The organism is Chryseobacterium arthrosphaerae (assembly GCF_001684965.1).
Taxonomy (GTDB): domain Bacteria; phylum Bacteroidota; class Bacteroidia; order Flavobacteriales; family Weeksellaceae; genus Chryseobacterium; species Chryseobacterium arthrosphaerae.
Window position 1 is genome coordinate 556080 of sequence record NZ_MAYG01000012.1, and the last position, 14246, is coordinate 570325.

15 protein-coding genes are annotated in these 14246 nt (G+C 34.8%); 1 reads left to right on the forward strand and 14 read right to left on the reverse strand.

The features are described 5' to 3' along the window. The first annotated feature begins 94 nt into the window (after positions 1-94). Positions 95-1129 (forward strand): acyltransferase family protein, encoded by a 1035-nt coding sequence (locus BBI00_RS17890; RefSeq protein WP_065400218.1) that lies wholly within the window; start codon positions 95-97, stop codon positions 1127-1129. Between the two features lie 45 nt (positions 1130-1174). Here the strand turns inward: BBI00_RS17890 and BBI00_RS17895 are convergent, their stop codons facing one another. The 14 genes from BBI00_RS17895 to BBI00_RS17960 all read right to left on the reverse strand — a co-directional run bounded on the left by BBI00_RS17895 (position 1175) and on the right by BBI00_RS17960 (position 14245). Continuing rightward, positions 1175-2113 (reverse strand): glycosyltransferase family 2 protein, encoded by a 939-nt coding sequence (locus tag BBI00_RS17895; protein ID WP_065400219.1) that lies wholly within the window; start codon positions 2111-2113, stop codon positions 1175-1177. A gap of 130 nt (positions 2114-2243) precedes the next feature. Further along, a complete protein-coding gene (locus BBI00_RS17900) occupies positions 2244-3068 on the reverse strand; it encodes a glycosyltransferase family 2 protein (protein WP_065400220.1) in 825 nt (274 codons plus the stop codon). A 66-nt stretch (positions 3069-3134) separates the two neighbouring features. Further along, complete coding sequence (gene gmd, locus BBI00_RS17905; RefSeq protein ID WP_065400426.1) at positions 3135-4205, reverse strand: GDP-mannose 4,6-dehydratase; 1071 nt, start codon at positions 4203-4205, stop codon at positions 3135-3137. After that, the gene (locus BBI00_RS17910; protein WP_065400221.1) at positions 4205-5131 is read right to left on the reverse strand and encodes a GDP-L-fucose synthase family protein; all 927 of its coding nucleotides are present in this window, start codon (positions 5129-5131) and stop codon (positions 4205-4207) included. The genes gmd and BBI00_RS17910 overlap by 1 nt, the downstream gene beginning before the upstream one ends. After that, a complete protein-coding gene (locus tag BBI00_RS17915) occupies positions 5115-6146 on the reverse strand; it encodes a hypothetical protein (protein ID WP_065400222.1) in 1032 nt (343 codons plus the stop codon). Before BBI00_RS17915 ends, BBI00_RS17910 begins: the two co-directional genes overlap by 17 nt. Before the next feature lie 116 nt (positions 6147-6262). Then, positions 6263-7171, reverse strand: coding sequence for a glycosyltransferase family 2 protein (locus tag BBI00_RS17920; protein WP_165602555.1), 909 nt, complete (start codon positions 7169-7171; stop codon positions 6263-6265). 183 nt (positions 7172-7354) lie between these two features. Further along, entirely contained in the window at positions 7355-8023 is a 669-nt protein-coding gene (locus BBI00_RS17925) for an NAD-dependent epimerase/dehydratase family protein (RefSeq protein WP_065400224.1), read from the reverse strand. A gap of 54 nt (positions 8024-8077) precedes the next feature. Continuing rightward, the gene (locus BBI00_RS17930) at positions 8078-8923 is read right to left on the reverse strand and encodes a glycosyltransferase family 2 protein (RefSeq protein WP_065400225.1); all 846 of its coding nucleotides are present in this window, start codon (positions 8921-8923) and stop codon (positions 8078-8080) included. Continuing rightward, a complete protein-coding gene (locus tag BBI00_RS17935) occupies positions 8916-10034 on the reverse strand; it encodes a glycosyltransferase WbsX family protein (protein WP_065400226.1) in 1119 nt (372 codons plus the stop codon). Before BBI00_RS17935 ends, BBI00_RS17930 begins: the two co-directional genes overlap by 8 nt. Before the next feature lie 7 nt (positions 10035-10041). After that, complete coding sequence (locus BBI00_RS17940; RefSeq protein WP_065400227.1) at positions 10042-10914, reverse strand: glycosyltransferase family 2 protein; 873 nt, start codon at positions 10912-10914, stop codon at positions 10042-10044. A 2-nt stretch (positions 10915-10916) separates the two neighbouring features. Continuing rightward, complete coding sequence (locus BBI00_RS17945) at positions 10917-11813, reverse strand: glycosyltransferase family 2 protein (RefSeq protein ID WP_165602556.1); 897 nt, start codon at positions 11811-11813, stop codon at positions 10917-10919. A 1-nt stretch (position 11814) separates the two neighbouring features. Continuing rightward, positions 11815-12915 (reverse strand): DegT/DnrJ/EryC1/StrS family aminotransferase, encoded by a 1101-nt coding sequence (locus BBI00_RS17950; protein ID WP_065400229.1) that lies wholly within the window; start codon positions 12913-12915, stop codon positions 11815-11817. A 6-nt stretch (positions 12916-12921) separates the two neighbouring features. Beyond that, positions 12922-13629: a class I SAM-dependent methyltransferase gene (locus BBI00_RS17955; RefSeq protein ID WP_065400230.1), complete on the reverse strand. Its 708-nt coding sequence runs from the start codon at positions 13627-13629 to the stop codon at positions 12922-12924. After that, positions 13616-14245 (reverse strand): HAD family hydrolase, encoded by a 630-nt coding sequence (locus BBI00_RS17960; protein ID WP_065400231.1) that lies wholly within the window; start codon positions 14243-14245, stop codon positions 13616-13618. Before BBI00_RS17960 ends, BBI00_RS17955 begins: the two co-directional genes overlap by 14 nt. Between the last annotated feature and the right edge of the window lies 1 nt (position 14246).

The following is a 14246-nucleotide window of genomic DNA, read 5'->3' on the forward strand; positions in this document are numbered from 1 at the left end:
TTTTGTGCCTTAAAATTAACACTTTAAATGAAATGGAACTGTCAGCAGATTGGGGGCAGATAGTTTTTGATAAAGTAAAGCATTTCGTGTTTCTGTGAAGATAAGTCAGATTACATTTACAAGATTTATTGCTGCCATGGCAATTGTCATTTCCCATTTCAATAAAGATCTGTTTTTATACAAGATCGATTATATTTCCAATCTTTTTCTGAGAGCCAATGTAGGGGTAAGCTATTTTTTTATCCTTTCCGGGTTTATTATGATTATTGCTTATCATAAAAAAGATAAGATCGATTATCTGGAGTTTTATAAGAACAGGTTTGCCAGGATCTATCCGCTGTATATTTTGGGGCTTTTGCTCTATTTTATGACAAGATCCCAGATGTTCGACTGGTATAAACTGATGCTGTACAGTCTGGGAATTCAAAGCTGGATACCGGGAGAAGCTATGATCCTCAATTTTCCGGGATGGTCTATATCTGTAGAGTTTTTCTTTTATCTGCTTTTTCCTCTTTTATACAATTATTTTTATTCAAGGAAAAATAAGATGATCTGGGTCGCTGCCATCGGATTATGGCTGATTACCCAGGTGTTTTCTAATCTGTATCCGGTATATGGAGCCTACGAAGGTCCTCATACCAAAAGCCACGAGTTTTTATATTACTTCCCTTTGTGGCATCTTAATGAATTTCTGATTGGGAATCTGGCAGGTATCTTTTTCGTGAGAAATTACAGGCAAAAAAACTACGATCGTCAGGTTATTATCCTTTTTCTATTGATCCTTGTATCTTTAATGTTTGTTCCGCTTTTCTATCACAATGGTTTGATGGCCTTACTTTTTGTACCTGCAATCTTTGTGATATCGGCCAATAACGGATGGATAACCCGATTCTTTTCATTGAAGCCGCTGGAATACCTGGGAGAGATCAGTTACGGAATATACATTACCCATATTCCTGTTCTCTATCTTGTAAGAGCGTTTTTAGAATGGCAGCAATATGCGTTCAGTATTGATACTGTATTTGTGATATATAGTATCGTGATGCTGTTCAGTTCTGCACTTTTTTATCAGTTCATAGAAAAGCCGATGCGGGATCTTTTAAGAAAGATTCACTTTTCAAAACAGTAAGGATTAATTTTTTTGTAAAACTAAATATTTAGTTTTGTGCTGGAGTCAGAACAGATCTTTCCTGAAATTGATATTGTAAAGCCCGGATCTTATGCTTCGGTAATCTGTAAACAGATACTTAAGGATCATTCCCCATTTGGTAAGAAAAGGAGCATTGGCGATCTGAAAACTTCTGTACACTCTCCTGATGTGGAGCTTAATTTCTGCAGGAATCGTATTTTCACTTTCCGCCCATTTGTTGACTTCTTCCCAAAGTAAAACCCTTGTTGAGGCTGGTTTTATCTCTCTGTTGTCCACTTTGGTAATCCTGTTATTCTCATGAACTCCTCTTACGGCTACGGCGCTGTCAAGAATTCCCGGATATAAATTCAGATAGTAGGAGAGTCTGAACAGGAATTCCGTATCCTGATGTAGTGTTAAATGGGTTTTGAAGAAATATTCGAGGGTTTTCAGAGAACTTTTCCTGATGGTCAGGGCATCTATGCTGAAAAGCCCGAAGGTTCCTATCATATTAAGCTGCCCGGGAAATACCTCTTTTGGAGGATGCTTTTTGTAAACCGTGGTTAAGCGGTCTCCAAAGACTTTATAATACTGTTCTTTAGCTTTTTCAGAATAATAATGTACGCCTATTGCTCCATACACACCATCTACATCACTGTTTTTAAAGAGTTCTTTTTCTGCATCAAAACGGTTGGGAAGATAATAATCATCTGCATCCAGAAATGAAATGAAATCTCCTTCTGATTTCTCTATCCCCAGATTTCTGCTGGCTCCTGCACCATGATTGCCTTGATCCGGGTGCTGATAGAGCTTTACCCTGCTATGTTTCTGAGCAAGTTCCCGGCATACCTCGAGGGCATTGTCCGGAGACTGATCTTCTACCAGAACAACCTCATAGACTTCATCGAACTGAAGGGCAGATGCTACAGCCTGGGATACATATTTTTCAGCATTATAGACGGGAATGATTACGGAAATTTTCATCTTTATCGGCTTATGTTTTTTATGGGCACAAAATTAATCTTTCTTTGACAGTACTCATTGGAAATGTCTGTTTTTATTTAATTAAGCTTATGTAAAACAGATGAAAATCCTATCTTTTACATTTTGCTTTTTAAAGATATTTATAGTTTTTAAACAGGCCTATTCGATATAAAAATTTTAGTAATCTTGATTTTTTCAATTTATTTATCTTGTCTATAGAATTCTTTGCGCTAAAATATAAATTAATTTTATCAATTAATTCTTCAGTCTGGAATTCAGAAAAATGAAAATTTTCTACCAGTGTTTTTCTTCTTTCTTCTCTTCTTAAAGCCTGTGATTTGGGATCAGAACTGATGCCATCCTTATAAAAGCGGGATATGGTTTGTTCAATAGGTCTGTAAGTGCAGTTATATTTGAAAATAGAAATTAAAAACCATTTCCAATCTGAACAGATTTTCAGATTTTCGTCGTAAAGGCCTACTTTTTCAAAAGCGCTTCTTTTTATAAATGTACTGGGATGCCAGATCGTTTCTTCAATAAAATCTAAAAATGAAATGATCTCCTTAGTAGGTTTAAAAATATCCTTACTGTCGTCATCTATCATCAAATTACCGGAGATAATATCATCTGTGTGGAGTAGTGGGATTACTTTTTCTACCACAGATTCATTGAGGAGTTCATCCCCACTGTTTAGAAAAAGTATATATTCCCCAGTAGCTTTCTCAATGCCTTTGTTCATCGCATGATAAATTCCACGGTCGGGTTCACTTACCCAGTAGTTTATTTTGGACTGATTGCTTTCTATAAGTTCTTTGCTCCCGTCAGAACTTCCTCCATCAATTACTATATATTGAAAATCTTTATTGGTTTGCCGGAATACACTATCCATGGTTTTTTGTAAACCATTCCGGTTATTGAAATTAATTGTTATGACTGTAAGGGACTTATTGAGCATATTTTGAATATTTTTTGTGAAAATCTGTTTATATTGTGAAGTGAAATGATTCTGTAATTTAAAAAATCATATTTTTAAATCATATTCAATCATTTCTTTACAAAGAGATTTTACTGTGTACTGTGGTTGCCAGCCGAGAATATTTTTTGCTTTTGTAGGGTCACCAATGAGGAGATCAACTTCTGTTGGACGATAATAATTAGGATCTACTTTTACAACTGTTTTACCTAATGGTAGCTGGTAATTCGGGTTGTTACAGCGTAGTACCTTAGCCGTTTCATTTTCCTGGCTCCCTTCAAAGGCCAGTTCTATTCCCACTTCTTCAAAAGCCATAATAAGAAAATCTCTTACCATAGTAGTTTCTCCCGTTGCCAGAACAAAATCGTCCGGTTTATCTTGTTGCAGCATTCTCCACATTCCTTCAACATAATCTTTAGCATGCCCCCAATCTCTTTTAGCATTTAAATTCCCCAGATATAGACAGTCTTGTTTGTTTTTTGCTATATTAGCTACTGCCATGGTTATTTTTCGTGTAACAAAAGTTTCTCCTCTTCTGGGAGATTCATGATTGAATAAAATACCATTGCAGGCATACATTCCATAGGCTTCCCTGTAATTTTTCGTTATCCAGAAACCATAAATTTTTGCTGCACCATAAGGAGAACGGGGATAAAAAGGAGAGTTTTCATCATAAAAACCTTTTTCATTTTTATTGGATGGCATCCCACCGTATAATTCCGAGGTAGAAGCCTGGTAAATTTTCGTCTTATGGGTTAGCCCTAAAATCCTGATTGCTTCTAATAAACGCAGTGTACCCAAACCATCTACGTTGGCAACATATTCCGGCATATCAAAACTCACTTTCACATGGCTCATTGCACCAAGATTATAGATTTCGTCCGGTTGTACCTCTTGTATGATTCTGATGATATTGGTAGAGTCTGTAAGATCTCCGTAATGTAATTTGAAATTCACATTATTTTCATGCTGATCCAGATACAGGTGATCAATTCTTTGAGTGTTAAAAGAGGAGGCTCTTCGTTTTACCCCATGAACTTCATAGCCTTTTTCTAAAAGAAGTTCGGCAAGATAAGAACCATCCTGTCCTGTAACTCCTGTAATAAGTGCTTTTTTCATCATTTGTTTAAAAATTTTTCTTGATAAACTTGTTTTATTCCATCTTCCAGAGATATATCAGGAGACCAGCCCATAGAATTAATCTTAGAAGAATCCATTAGCTTTCTGGGAGTACCATTGGGTTTTTCTGTATCCCAAACTATATTTCCTTCATATTGGGTAATATCTTTAATCTGCATGGCCAGTTCTGATATAGAGATTTCCCTGGATGAACCTATATTTATATGTCCACTTTCATTGTAGTTATTCATCAGGAATACACATGCCTTTGCAAGGTCATCTACATGTAAAAATTCCCTAAAAGGGCTTCCATCGCCCCATAAAACCACTTCCTTTACGTTGTTTTGTTTGGCTTCAAAAAACTTTCTGAGCATAGCCGGTAAAACATGAGAGTTATTGAGGTCATAGTTATCATTAGGGCCATAAAGATTGGTTGGCATTGCGGAAATGAAATTACAGTCATACTGACTTCTGTATGCATCACACATTTTTATCCCGGCAATTTTTGCTATGGCATAGGGTTCATTGGTCTGTTCTAAAAAACCACTTAATAAATATTCCTCTTTTAAAGGTTGTGGAGCAAGCTTGGGATATATACAGCTGGAGCCTAAAAAAAGTAATTTCTTTACCCCATGTAAATAACTTTGATGAATGACATTAGTCTCAATCATAAGATTCTGGTAAAGAAAATCAGCACGATAAGTATTATTAGCATAAATGCCTCCTACTTTGGCCGCAGCAAGAAAAACATATTCCGGCTTTTCGGTTTCAAAAAATGATTGTACATTTTTTTGATCTGTAAGGTCTAATTCGTCTGAAGTTCTAGTAACAATATTGTTAAAACCATTTGAAGTTAAATTTCTTACAATGGCGCTTCCTACCATACCTCGATGTCCTGCAATGTATATTTTAGAGTTTGGGTTCATAATTGTAGTTGTAACGAATTTTATAATAAACTATTTTTAACAGATTCCTGAAGTTTGATTTCAAAATTTCATAAAAAGATTTGCTTTTTTTAGGTAAAGCATTTTTCAAAATTACATATTTGCAATCTATTTTTGAGATTCTCTCAATATCGTTTTCAATTATTTTCTGATGATAATTCTGATATAATTTTTTCAGGGAAACTGAGTTATCCAAGGAATATCTGTCATAGTATTTTGCTAAAGTTTCAGGGTTTTTATATTTAAAATTTGAAAAATGATAAAACACTAAAGGCGAATTGTCCGGCATAAGGTATTTATTGTCTTCTGTAGCCACTAATCCTATTCTTTCATGCAAATTCCATGGGGCAGCGTTATAGCCCATTTTATTGAGAACTTTTACGTTTTTGAAAAATATAGGGGAAAAATTCATCCATATCTGATCTACAAACAGTCCTTTTTCCGGTCGGTTATAGCAAAGAGATAACAGCCTTTCTTCCCACCAGTCGAGAAGGTTTTTGGTATTTTCAGAATTACCCCTTAATCCAATAAATCCAAGGTTGTATATACCAAAATTAAGAAAAGTGTTTTCTACCGGTTTGTAGCCATCCAAAGGAATGGAACTCAGAATATGAGGGGTGAGCAGGATGTCTGCTTTGTCTTCAAATTCCGCATTGAGGATCGATAACTGATCAAATATCTCAATATCCGGATCGAAGTAATATATGAATTCCGTATTGGGATTCTTGGCTAATAAGTACTTGAAAAATGATGCCTTCACAGAGGTGTTAAACTCTATGATGTCATATTTCATCCATAATTCATCAAAATTCTTTATTCCAATATCTTTCATTTCCACAATGTCACATTGGAAAGAATCATAATCTATTTCACTGGATTTTTCATCGCACAATCCTATCACAAATTTGAAGTTTTCACCATATTTATTAACAGAGTTTTTTAAAACTTTAGCTTGTGCAAGATAGTTGTTGGAGCAGATTGTGAAAGCTATATTCATAGGATTTTGGTAGTGAAAGTTGTTGAAATGTCTTAATATATTGTAAAAAATAAATTACTTTACTGAGATTGATTTTTTTAGTCTTGTAATTACCCGGGAGACTTCCGGAATAAAATTTATTTCCTGAACTTCAGTATTACACGGAATAATTTTTTAGATACATTTAATAACCCCATATCTTTAATCAATTTCTTAAAAAATAAAAAGAGCTTAAAAGTATTCGATTCTTTTAGATTTCTTATTTCAATTGTTAATTCGTTAACCTTATTATAGTTAATGTCTAAGTGCTTTAAAAGCAATTTATTGAAGTCTGAATTTGAAATCACTTTTTCAGCTTCATTATAGAAAAGCATTTGATATAATATCATATGTTTCCTGTCCCGGGACATACTTCTTGCATGTTTTCTATACAAGGCCAGCGGAGCGTTCAGGAAAATGAAATCAATATTTTTCTGTGCAATTTGAATCCAGAAAAGCCAGTCTTCCTTTGCTTTTAAATTTTCATTAAAACCTATATTTTCAAAAAGAGATTTTGGAAAAAATCCACAATGAATAGGAATCGTAAATGTAAGGTCCCATTGGTACAGGATAGACTCAAAATTGAGCAAATCCTGAGATAACTTGCAAAAAGGCGGTAATAACTCTTGCTTATTGGAGTCATCAAACAGGCAAAAATCTGACACTACAATTGCTTCTTTATCTTGTATCAGATTTACTGAATCTGAAAACTTGGTTTGAACCAGGATGTCATCTGCATCTAAAAACTGAATATAATCCCCGGTTATGACCTTCAGAGCGGCATTTCTTGCAGAAGACAGCCCTCCGTTTTCTTTGTAAAGGTATTTGAAACGGTTGTCTTTTTTTACCCATTTATCAGCTTCTTCACCGGTGTTATCGGGAGAACCGTCATTTACGATGATGCATTCCCAGTTTTCATAGGTCTGATCCTGAATAGACTGCAGCGATTCGTCCAAAAACCGTGCTTGATTATAACAGGGAACAATTACAGATATTTTGGGATTCATTTTCATTTTTTTATCAAGAGGGTTTTATGTGTTTTTATGCTTCAGCTGATAATAAGTAAAGCTTTATAAAATGCTTCTGTGAGACCGGCAATTGCTGAAGTTTTTCGGTCGAAGTTACAAAATTATTTTTTCCTGTACAGAACCGGAGGCTTCAGTGCCTGTTGTATCTGGTTGTATAATTCGTTATAAATAGGATGAATAAAGCTTTTTTAAATATTCATTGGGAGAATGGTCTGTAAAAAAATCTTCCGTAAGATTGTTGAATTCTATATTATAAAAAGAACCCTCGTCTACACTTTCATAGTTTGCCTTTTTGCCAAGGTGATCTTCAAGCGCTGACAGAATCTCAGGTAGTGAATACTGGTAAGGATATGCAAGATTAATAATCTCATGGTTAAAATCGTTGATATATTTTCCGACAAATGCTGCAATATCATCGGTTCCGATCAGGATTCTTCTTGCATTGTTGTGGATCGTCAGTTTATTTTCAGACAGGATTGAACTTTTCAGGAAATTGATGAGGGTGTTGGGATTTCCTCCACGGCCCACTGCATTGCCTACCCTGAAAATAATGAAGTTTGAATGCTGTTCTGCAATTATTTTTTCAATAGTCAGCTTATGCATCACATAAGGGCTGGCTGTCTTACTGGCATCATAAATACTGCATGTGGAAAAATAAATCAGCTTTTTATCAGGATGCTGATTCATAACTGATTTCAGGAGTGATATTTCTCTTTCAAATTCAGCAGGATTTTTTTCCAATGAATTGGAAACCCCTGATGCAAAAAAAATAACATCTTCTCTGTCGTAAAATCTTATGGCATTTGCCAGAATTCCGTTACCAATTATCATATGTGTTCTTATCTCATTAAGATGTTAGTTTGATTTTTTTATATCTGAATGGAATTAAAGTTTTTTAAATATCTTAAAAAGTCCAAGAGTATTTCCCAGTTTTGCCCATCTTGAATTTTTCACATGGTTCAGTTTATTCAGTGCCTGATCATATTTATATTTCGGAACATAGCTTTGAAGGAAATGGTCTTCAATACTAATGTTTCTTCTTTCTGCCATTTTTATCAGGGCTACCCAGTGCCAAAACAATGCCTTTTCTGCATTTTTTGTTGTAGAGATGCCGGTGTCATGGATCCTGTATAAATATAAATCTTCATCAATATACTTAACGGGAGCGATCTCGCACATTTTCATGTACCAGTCTTTATCTTCAGCAATTTTCAGAAAAGGATCAATACCTGATGTCTTTTCATATATTTTTTTCTTAAAAGTGACAAAATGTGAAATTTCAGCATTGAAATTGAAATAAGTCTGATCCAGACCTGTAATTTGTTGGGCCTTATGAACAGATATGGGGTTAAGATATTCATCACAACGGACAAAGTTTGAATACACCATGCCTACTTCAGGATAGTCGGCATGAGTTCTTAAAACAAGTTCCAGGGCACGTGCGGCAAGGGCATCGTCAGGATCTAAAAATCCGCATATTTCTGCCTCAGCAAGTTCGATTAACCTTTTTTTTGTATATCCGATTCCTCTGTTTTGGTCATTCTGATTGATTTTAAACCGCAGATCATCACCGATGATCTTTTTGATGACTTCAAGAGAATCATCAGTAGAGCCATCATCTAAAATTACCGCTTCCCAGTCTGTTTCAGTCTGCGCAATCAAACTCTGGTAACATTTTTCAAAAAAATGACCATTATTATAATTAGCGATAAGTACACTGAATTTACTCATTTCTACTGTGTTTATTCAATATTTTTTTTAGTGCGTTCAGATATCCGAAGCCATTTTTTCTATCAGGTTCAAGGATATTTCCTTCTGCCCATTCATTCCATGATTTCACCACTAAAAACTGTTCCGGATAGTTTTTATCTTCAAGGTATTGTACCGCTTTTTCTACCTGCACTTCGAAAAGTTCCGGAGAATTGTTGGCCAGTATGATCCCCCTGTAGCCGCTTCTGGGGGTATTATCCCAGTTAGGCAGAATACACGGATATGTAGGAACGTTGCTTTCCTCAAATTTTAAATCGTTTACCACTGCATGAGCATCCTGAATCCTTACCTTAGGCTGTTCTTTTTTCTTAATTCCGATTAATCCTTTTATTCTGTTTTTATAATACTGGGAATGGGAGATATATTCTTTGCCGATATGGGGTATCCATGCTTTCTGGAAGGCATTTGAAATCTTACTGTCATAGCCCATAGCCCTGAAGTCAAGATCATCACGCAGCTTATTGGAAGCCATGACATAGAGGTCATCAAATCCGTTTTTTCGGGCAAGCTCCCTGAATTTTGAGATATAATGAGGGTCCCCGTTATTTAAATGGTTAGAATCATAAATAATGAAAAGAGGCCTGTTATCCACTTTGATATATCTTTCATCTTTAAAGAAAGGCAGAAGATATTCAAAATGAGCTATCAGGTCCTGCTCATCCGGATAAGTCTGTTCTACCAGTATTTTTTCTGATAGTCCGTGCCATATTCCTGACCATGTTTCATTGGCCCAGCAAAAGCAAAAAGGGAAATCCGGTTTCCCTGACTTCAGGACGTCGTTGGCCACACGTTCCAACAATTGTTTTCCGTTGCCGAACCAGTAATGATAATAGATAAAACCATGTACACCATAATCTTTTGCCATCTGAGCCTGCTGTTCTCTCACTTCCGGAACGCGGAGATCATAATAGCCAAGATCTGCAGGGTATATGGGCTGATCATGCCCTTCAAAAAGAGGCTGGGCTTTGCTTACATTCGTCCATTCAGTAAATCCTTTACCCCACCATTCGTCATTTTCCGGAACAGGGTGATATTGTGGGAGATAAAATGCTAGGGGTTTTATTTTTTTCATCAATAAATTATTTCGTTCTATACAGGATCTTATTTTTCAATATAATAAAAATAGGTGGAATCAAAAGTCGAATTAGTTTTCTACCTTTTTTTTCTTGAGGTCTTTCAGTTTTTGGGATCGGTTTGCCATAAGTTTCTATATATTTTGGACTTGAATAACAGATAGAAAGAAATAATTCATAGTTCTGATTCATTTTTTCCGTATCTCTCATCATGCTGTTATCATGAAGTCTTATAAGGGTTTTGGTATGATCTTCATAGCCGATGTGCTGGAATTTAAAATCATTCAGGACACATCTGAGATTAAATTCCCAATCTTCCAGGGACTTTAAACGTTCATCAAAAGAGCCAATTGCTTTGAATATATCTTTATGATATAACGGAGCAGATATTACAAAAGGGTTTTTAATCTTGAAAAGCTGCTTGATATCAACAGTGTCATCAAAGTTTAGATAAACCTCAGGAAGAAGATTATCTCTGCCAAAAATCCGTTTATACTTGATTCCTTCTGAGTTTTCAAAATATCGGTATCCGGAAATAATAATATCAATATTTTGATCAAAAAACTTAGAGTGAGCTTCTAATTTCTTATTTTCTATTACATCATCGCAGTCAAGGAAAAGTAACCATTCTCCATTAGCTCTTTCTATTCCTGCATTTCTTGCGGAAGATAAACCGCCGTTCTTTTTATATAGATATTGAAAACGGCTGTCTTTTTCTATCCATTTTCTTGCAATATCTTCTGTGTTATCCGGTGATCCGTCATTCACGATGATGCATTCCCAATCCTTATATGTCTGTTCTACAACAGATTCCAGGCATTCATCAAGAAAATGAGCCTGATTGTAACAAGGAACGATTACTGAAATTTTTGGATTCATTTTTAAATCATTTTATTTAAAAATTTATACAACGGCACCGGAATGTTATATTGTATTGCAATATTTAACCTTTTTATATTGAAAGGATATTTTTTGTAAGCTTCAATATATTGTGAAGGGAGTTTTTCTTTTGAAAAATAGTATTTCTGCGTTATACTATTTATAGTATTTTTTACATTACCTTCTTTATCAAACATCATTTGCAGAATCAAGTTTTCTATCTCGATTCTATCTGCCTTTATTTTTGAAATATTTTCCTGATGCAATCTGTAATAGGCCAGTTTTTCAGGGACGTATCCGATTAAATACTTTTCACTTATTTTTAGCCAACGATAATAATCTTCAGCAATAAACATGGAATCATATTCGCCGGTTTCAATAATTGCTTCTGTCTTTATTAATGTAGTCAGGCCCGCAATTCTATTATTTTTTATCAGTTCTTTTCTGAAAATATAGGGATCTACCTCTCCTAATGCATCGTGATCTGCCATATCCTCTCCAATAGAGCTGTTTTCATCTATCGTATAAGTGTTGGTATGAATCATACCATATTCTTTTCCTAAAGATTCAATTTTAGCTACAGTTTTTTCTAAAAACTCAGGATGCAGATAATCATCTGCAGAAATAATTTTTATGTATTTCCCTTTTGCAAGTTTAATGCATTCATTCAACATGGTTGCCAGGCCTGTATTTTTAGTATGGAAGTTTTTTTCTGCAGAAAAATTATTATCTTCTAACCACTTTTCAAAAATTTCAACGGAATTATCGGGAGAGACGTCGTCACCCAGGATAAGCTGAATGTTTTTATAGGTTTGATTTTTTATGCTATCTAAATTCTCCCTAATATATTGAGAATGATTATAGGCTGTAACAATAACTGTAACTAAAGGCTGTTCCATATTAATACTCATTTATGACATTAATAATGTCCGCTATTTCATGCTCTTCCAACACAGAAGATATGGGTAAGCTGAGCACCTCTTCATGGATCTGTTCACTGATAGGAAGAGAAAAATTATTCATTTCTTTGTAAGCCTCCTGCTGATGAGGAGGAATAGGGTAGTGAATGATGGTCTGAATACCTTTTTCTGTTAAATAGGTTTGAAGTGCATCACGATTTTCTGTTCTTATGACAAAAACATGCCATACATGCTCTTTCTCATTTGATGGATTTTCAGGAAGAATGATTTTAGGGTTTTTTATTCCTTCTATAAATAATCTGGCAACTTTTCTTCTTGCTTCATTTTCATCTTCTATATATTTCAGTTTAACGTCCAGAACAGCTGCCTGAAGTTCATCTAACCTGGAGTTTAATCCTTTATAGATATTAATATATTTTTGGTTTGAACCATAATTTCCTAAGGCACGTATTGTTTCAGCTAATTGTTTATCGTTGGTTGTGACGGCTCCTGCATCACCAAGAGCCCCAAGATTTTTTCCGGGATAAAAACTGAAACCTGCAGCGTCCCCAAGATTTCCCGATTTTATATTATTCCATTCAGCCCCGATAGCCTGGGCATTGTCTTCTACAATCTTTAATCTGTATTTCTCAGCAATATTTTTCAGCTTTTCAGAGAAAACAATTCTGCCCTGAAGGTGTACGATTAAAATTGCTTTGGTTTTTTGCGTAATCTTTTCTTCAATTTTTGAAATATCAATATTGTAAGTATTGAGCTCAGGTTCTACTAAAACAGGTACTAATCCGTTATCTGACAGAGCCAGAATAGAGGCAATATAGGTGTTGGAGGGGACAATTACCTCATCACCGGGTTTCATATAGCCCAGCTCAATGTAAGCCCGGAAAATAAGCCGCAGTGCATCCAGACCGTTTGCTACCCCTATTGCATATTCTGAACCAATATAATGGGCTAAATTTGCTTCAAAATTTTTAACTTCATTTCCTAATAAATACCATCCGCTTCTGAAGACTTCCAGAAGTTTGTTTTCTATTTCCTGCTGGTATTTCATGTTTACTTTTTGAAGATCTAAAAACTTAATCATTTCTTTTTATTTTGAACATGCAACATATATTTCAGCACAATGGTGAGGAAACTTTTTTCCTAATTTATAAAATCCTTCTATCATGGCTTCATTCCAATTGTTTTCAATTTGCCCATTTGAAACAGGTTTAAAGAAAATACCACCTTCATCAATTATTTTATATCCCGCTTTTGTAATATCATCTTTTAAAGAATCTAAATCATACACTCTATAGTGTCCCAATTCATGATCTCTTTGATTTAACTCATATTCGCTTTTTAATAATCCCATTTCTACGGCAGCTAATCTATGGATAGACTTAGCGTTGGGTACTGAAATTAAAAATATACCACTGTCTGATAACCAGGAATAAACAAGCTTTAAAACATCAACAGGATTTTCGATATGCTCCAGTACATGGCTCATGATGATAGTGTCGAACTTTTTATCTGTTTTAAACTCTTCAAAATACGAGTTGTGTTTTGTAACGTTTGGATAATCAGGAATCTGATTTAATAAATTTTGAGATCCTTCAACCAAATCCAGAGATGAAAAATCATTGACCAGATATTTGGTCATATGCCCCAGGGCTGGCCCTAATTCCAGAGCAGAATCTCCTTTGAAATAAGGTTTTAAACTTAAATAATTCAATTCTGTTAACTTAAAATCAAAGTCAAGAAAAGAACTGTTATAGAACTGTGCCGAATTCTGCACTTTATTTTTATAATTTTCCATTTGTAATTTTATCTATTTTTAAATCAAGAACAGTATCTATAATAATGTCCGGCTGATATGGGAGTAAACTTTCTTTGCTGAGAAAACCGGAAAGAACAGCCACTGTTTTGATTCCTAATGATTTACCTGTTTGAATATCTTTGCCCGTATCCCCAATCAACCAATCTTCAGAAGTTATCTCTACTGCATCCTTAATTAAATCATATTTATCCTGCTGTTGTTGAGTTACTAAAACTTTCGTGAAAATATTTTCCCAGCCGAATGATTTTATTTGTTCCACAGCAATACTTTCCGACTGACGGGCCGTAACTACAAATAGAGCATGTTTTTTAGATAGGTTCAGAAGTAAATCTGCTGTTCCCTCAAAAGGAGTGTCTAGCTGCAGCCAATTTTCTAATTCAATTTCCGACATCCATTTTTTTTCAAAATCACTGTACTGCTCTTCGGTATAATTAAATTTAGAAAGGAGAATTTCTTTATGACTTATTTTACTACGCTTTAACGCCCAATATTGATCAAACGACAACTCAGAAGCAGGAACTAATGATTGGAACAACTGATACAGTCTTGATCGGGAATCTATTAAAGTGCCATCAAGGTCAAAAAAAATATTCATA

What these genes read in the sequence shown, in the direction of transcription:
- BBI00_RS17915 (WP_065400222.1), bottom strand. Translation starts at nt 6,146, where the DNA reads ATGAATATAGCTTTCACAATCTGCTCCAACAACTATCTTGCACAAGCT.
- BBI00_RS17960 (WP_065400231.1), bottom strand. Translation starts at nt 14,245, where the DNA reads ATGAATATTTTTTTTGACCTTGATGGCACTTTAATAGATTCCCGATCA.
- BBI00_RS17895 (WP_065400219.1), bottom strand. Translation starts at nt 2,113, where the DNA reads ATGAAAATTTCCGTAATCATTCCCGTCTATAATGCTGAAAAATATGTA.
- BBI00_RS17930 (WP_065400225.1), bottom strand. Translation starts at nt 8,923, where the DNA reads ATGAGTAAATTCAGTGTACTTATCGCTAATTATAATAATGGTCATTTT.
- gmd (WP_065400426.1), bottom strand. Translation starts at nt 4,205, where the DNA reads ATGAAAAAAGCACTTATTACAGGAGTTACAGGACAGGATGGTTCTTAT.
- BBI00_RS17900 (WP_065400220.1), bottom strand. Translation starts at nt 3,068, where the DNA reads ATGCTCAATAAGTCCCTTACAGTCATAACAATTAATTTCAATAACCGG.
- BBI00_RS17925 (WP_065400224.1), bottom strand. Translation starts at nt 8,023, where the DNA reads ATGATAATTGGTAACGGAATTCTGGCAAATGCCATAAGATTTTACGAC.
- BBI00_RS17920 (WP_165602555.1), bottom strand. Translation starts at nt 7,171, where the DNA reads ATGAATCCCAAAATATCTGTAATTGTTCCCTGTTATAATCAAGCACGG.
- BBI00_RS17945 (WP_165602556.1), bottom strand. Translation starts at nt 11,813, where the DNA reads ATGGAACAGCCTTTAGTTACAGTTATTGTTACAGCCTATAATCATTCT.
- BBI00_RS17950 (WP_065400229.1), bottom strand. Translation starts at nt 12,915, where the DNA reads ATGATTAAGTTTTTAGATCTTCAAAAAGTAAACATGAAATACCAGCAG.
- BBI00_RS17940 (WP_065400227.1), bottom strand. Translation starts at nt 10,914, where the DNA reads ATGAATCCAAAAATTTCAGTAATCGTTCCTTGTTACAATCAGGCTCAT.
- BBI00_RS17955 (WP_065400230.1), bottom strand. Translation starts at nt 13,629, where the DNA reads ATGGAAAATTATAAAAATAAAGTGCAGAATTCGGCACAGTTCTATAAC.
- BBI00_RS17910 (WP_065400221.1), bottom strand. Translation starts at nt 5,131, where the DNA reads ATGAACCCAAACTCTAAAATATACATTGCAGGACATCGAGGTATGGTA.
- BBI00_RS17935 (WP_065400226.1), bottom strand. Translation starts at nt 10,034, where the DNA reads ATGAAAAAAATAAAACCCCTAGCATTTTATCTCCCACAATATCACCCT.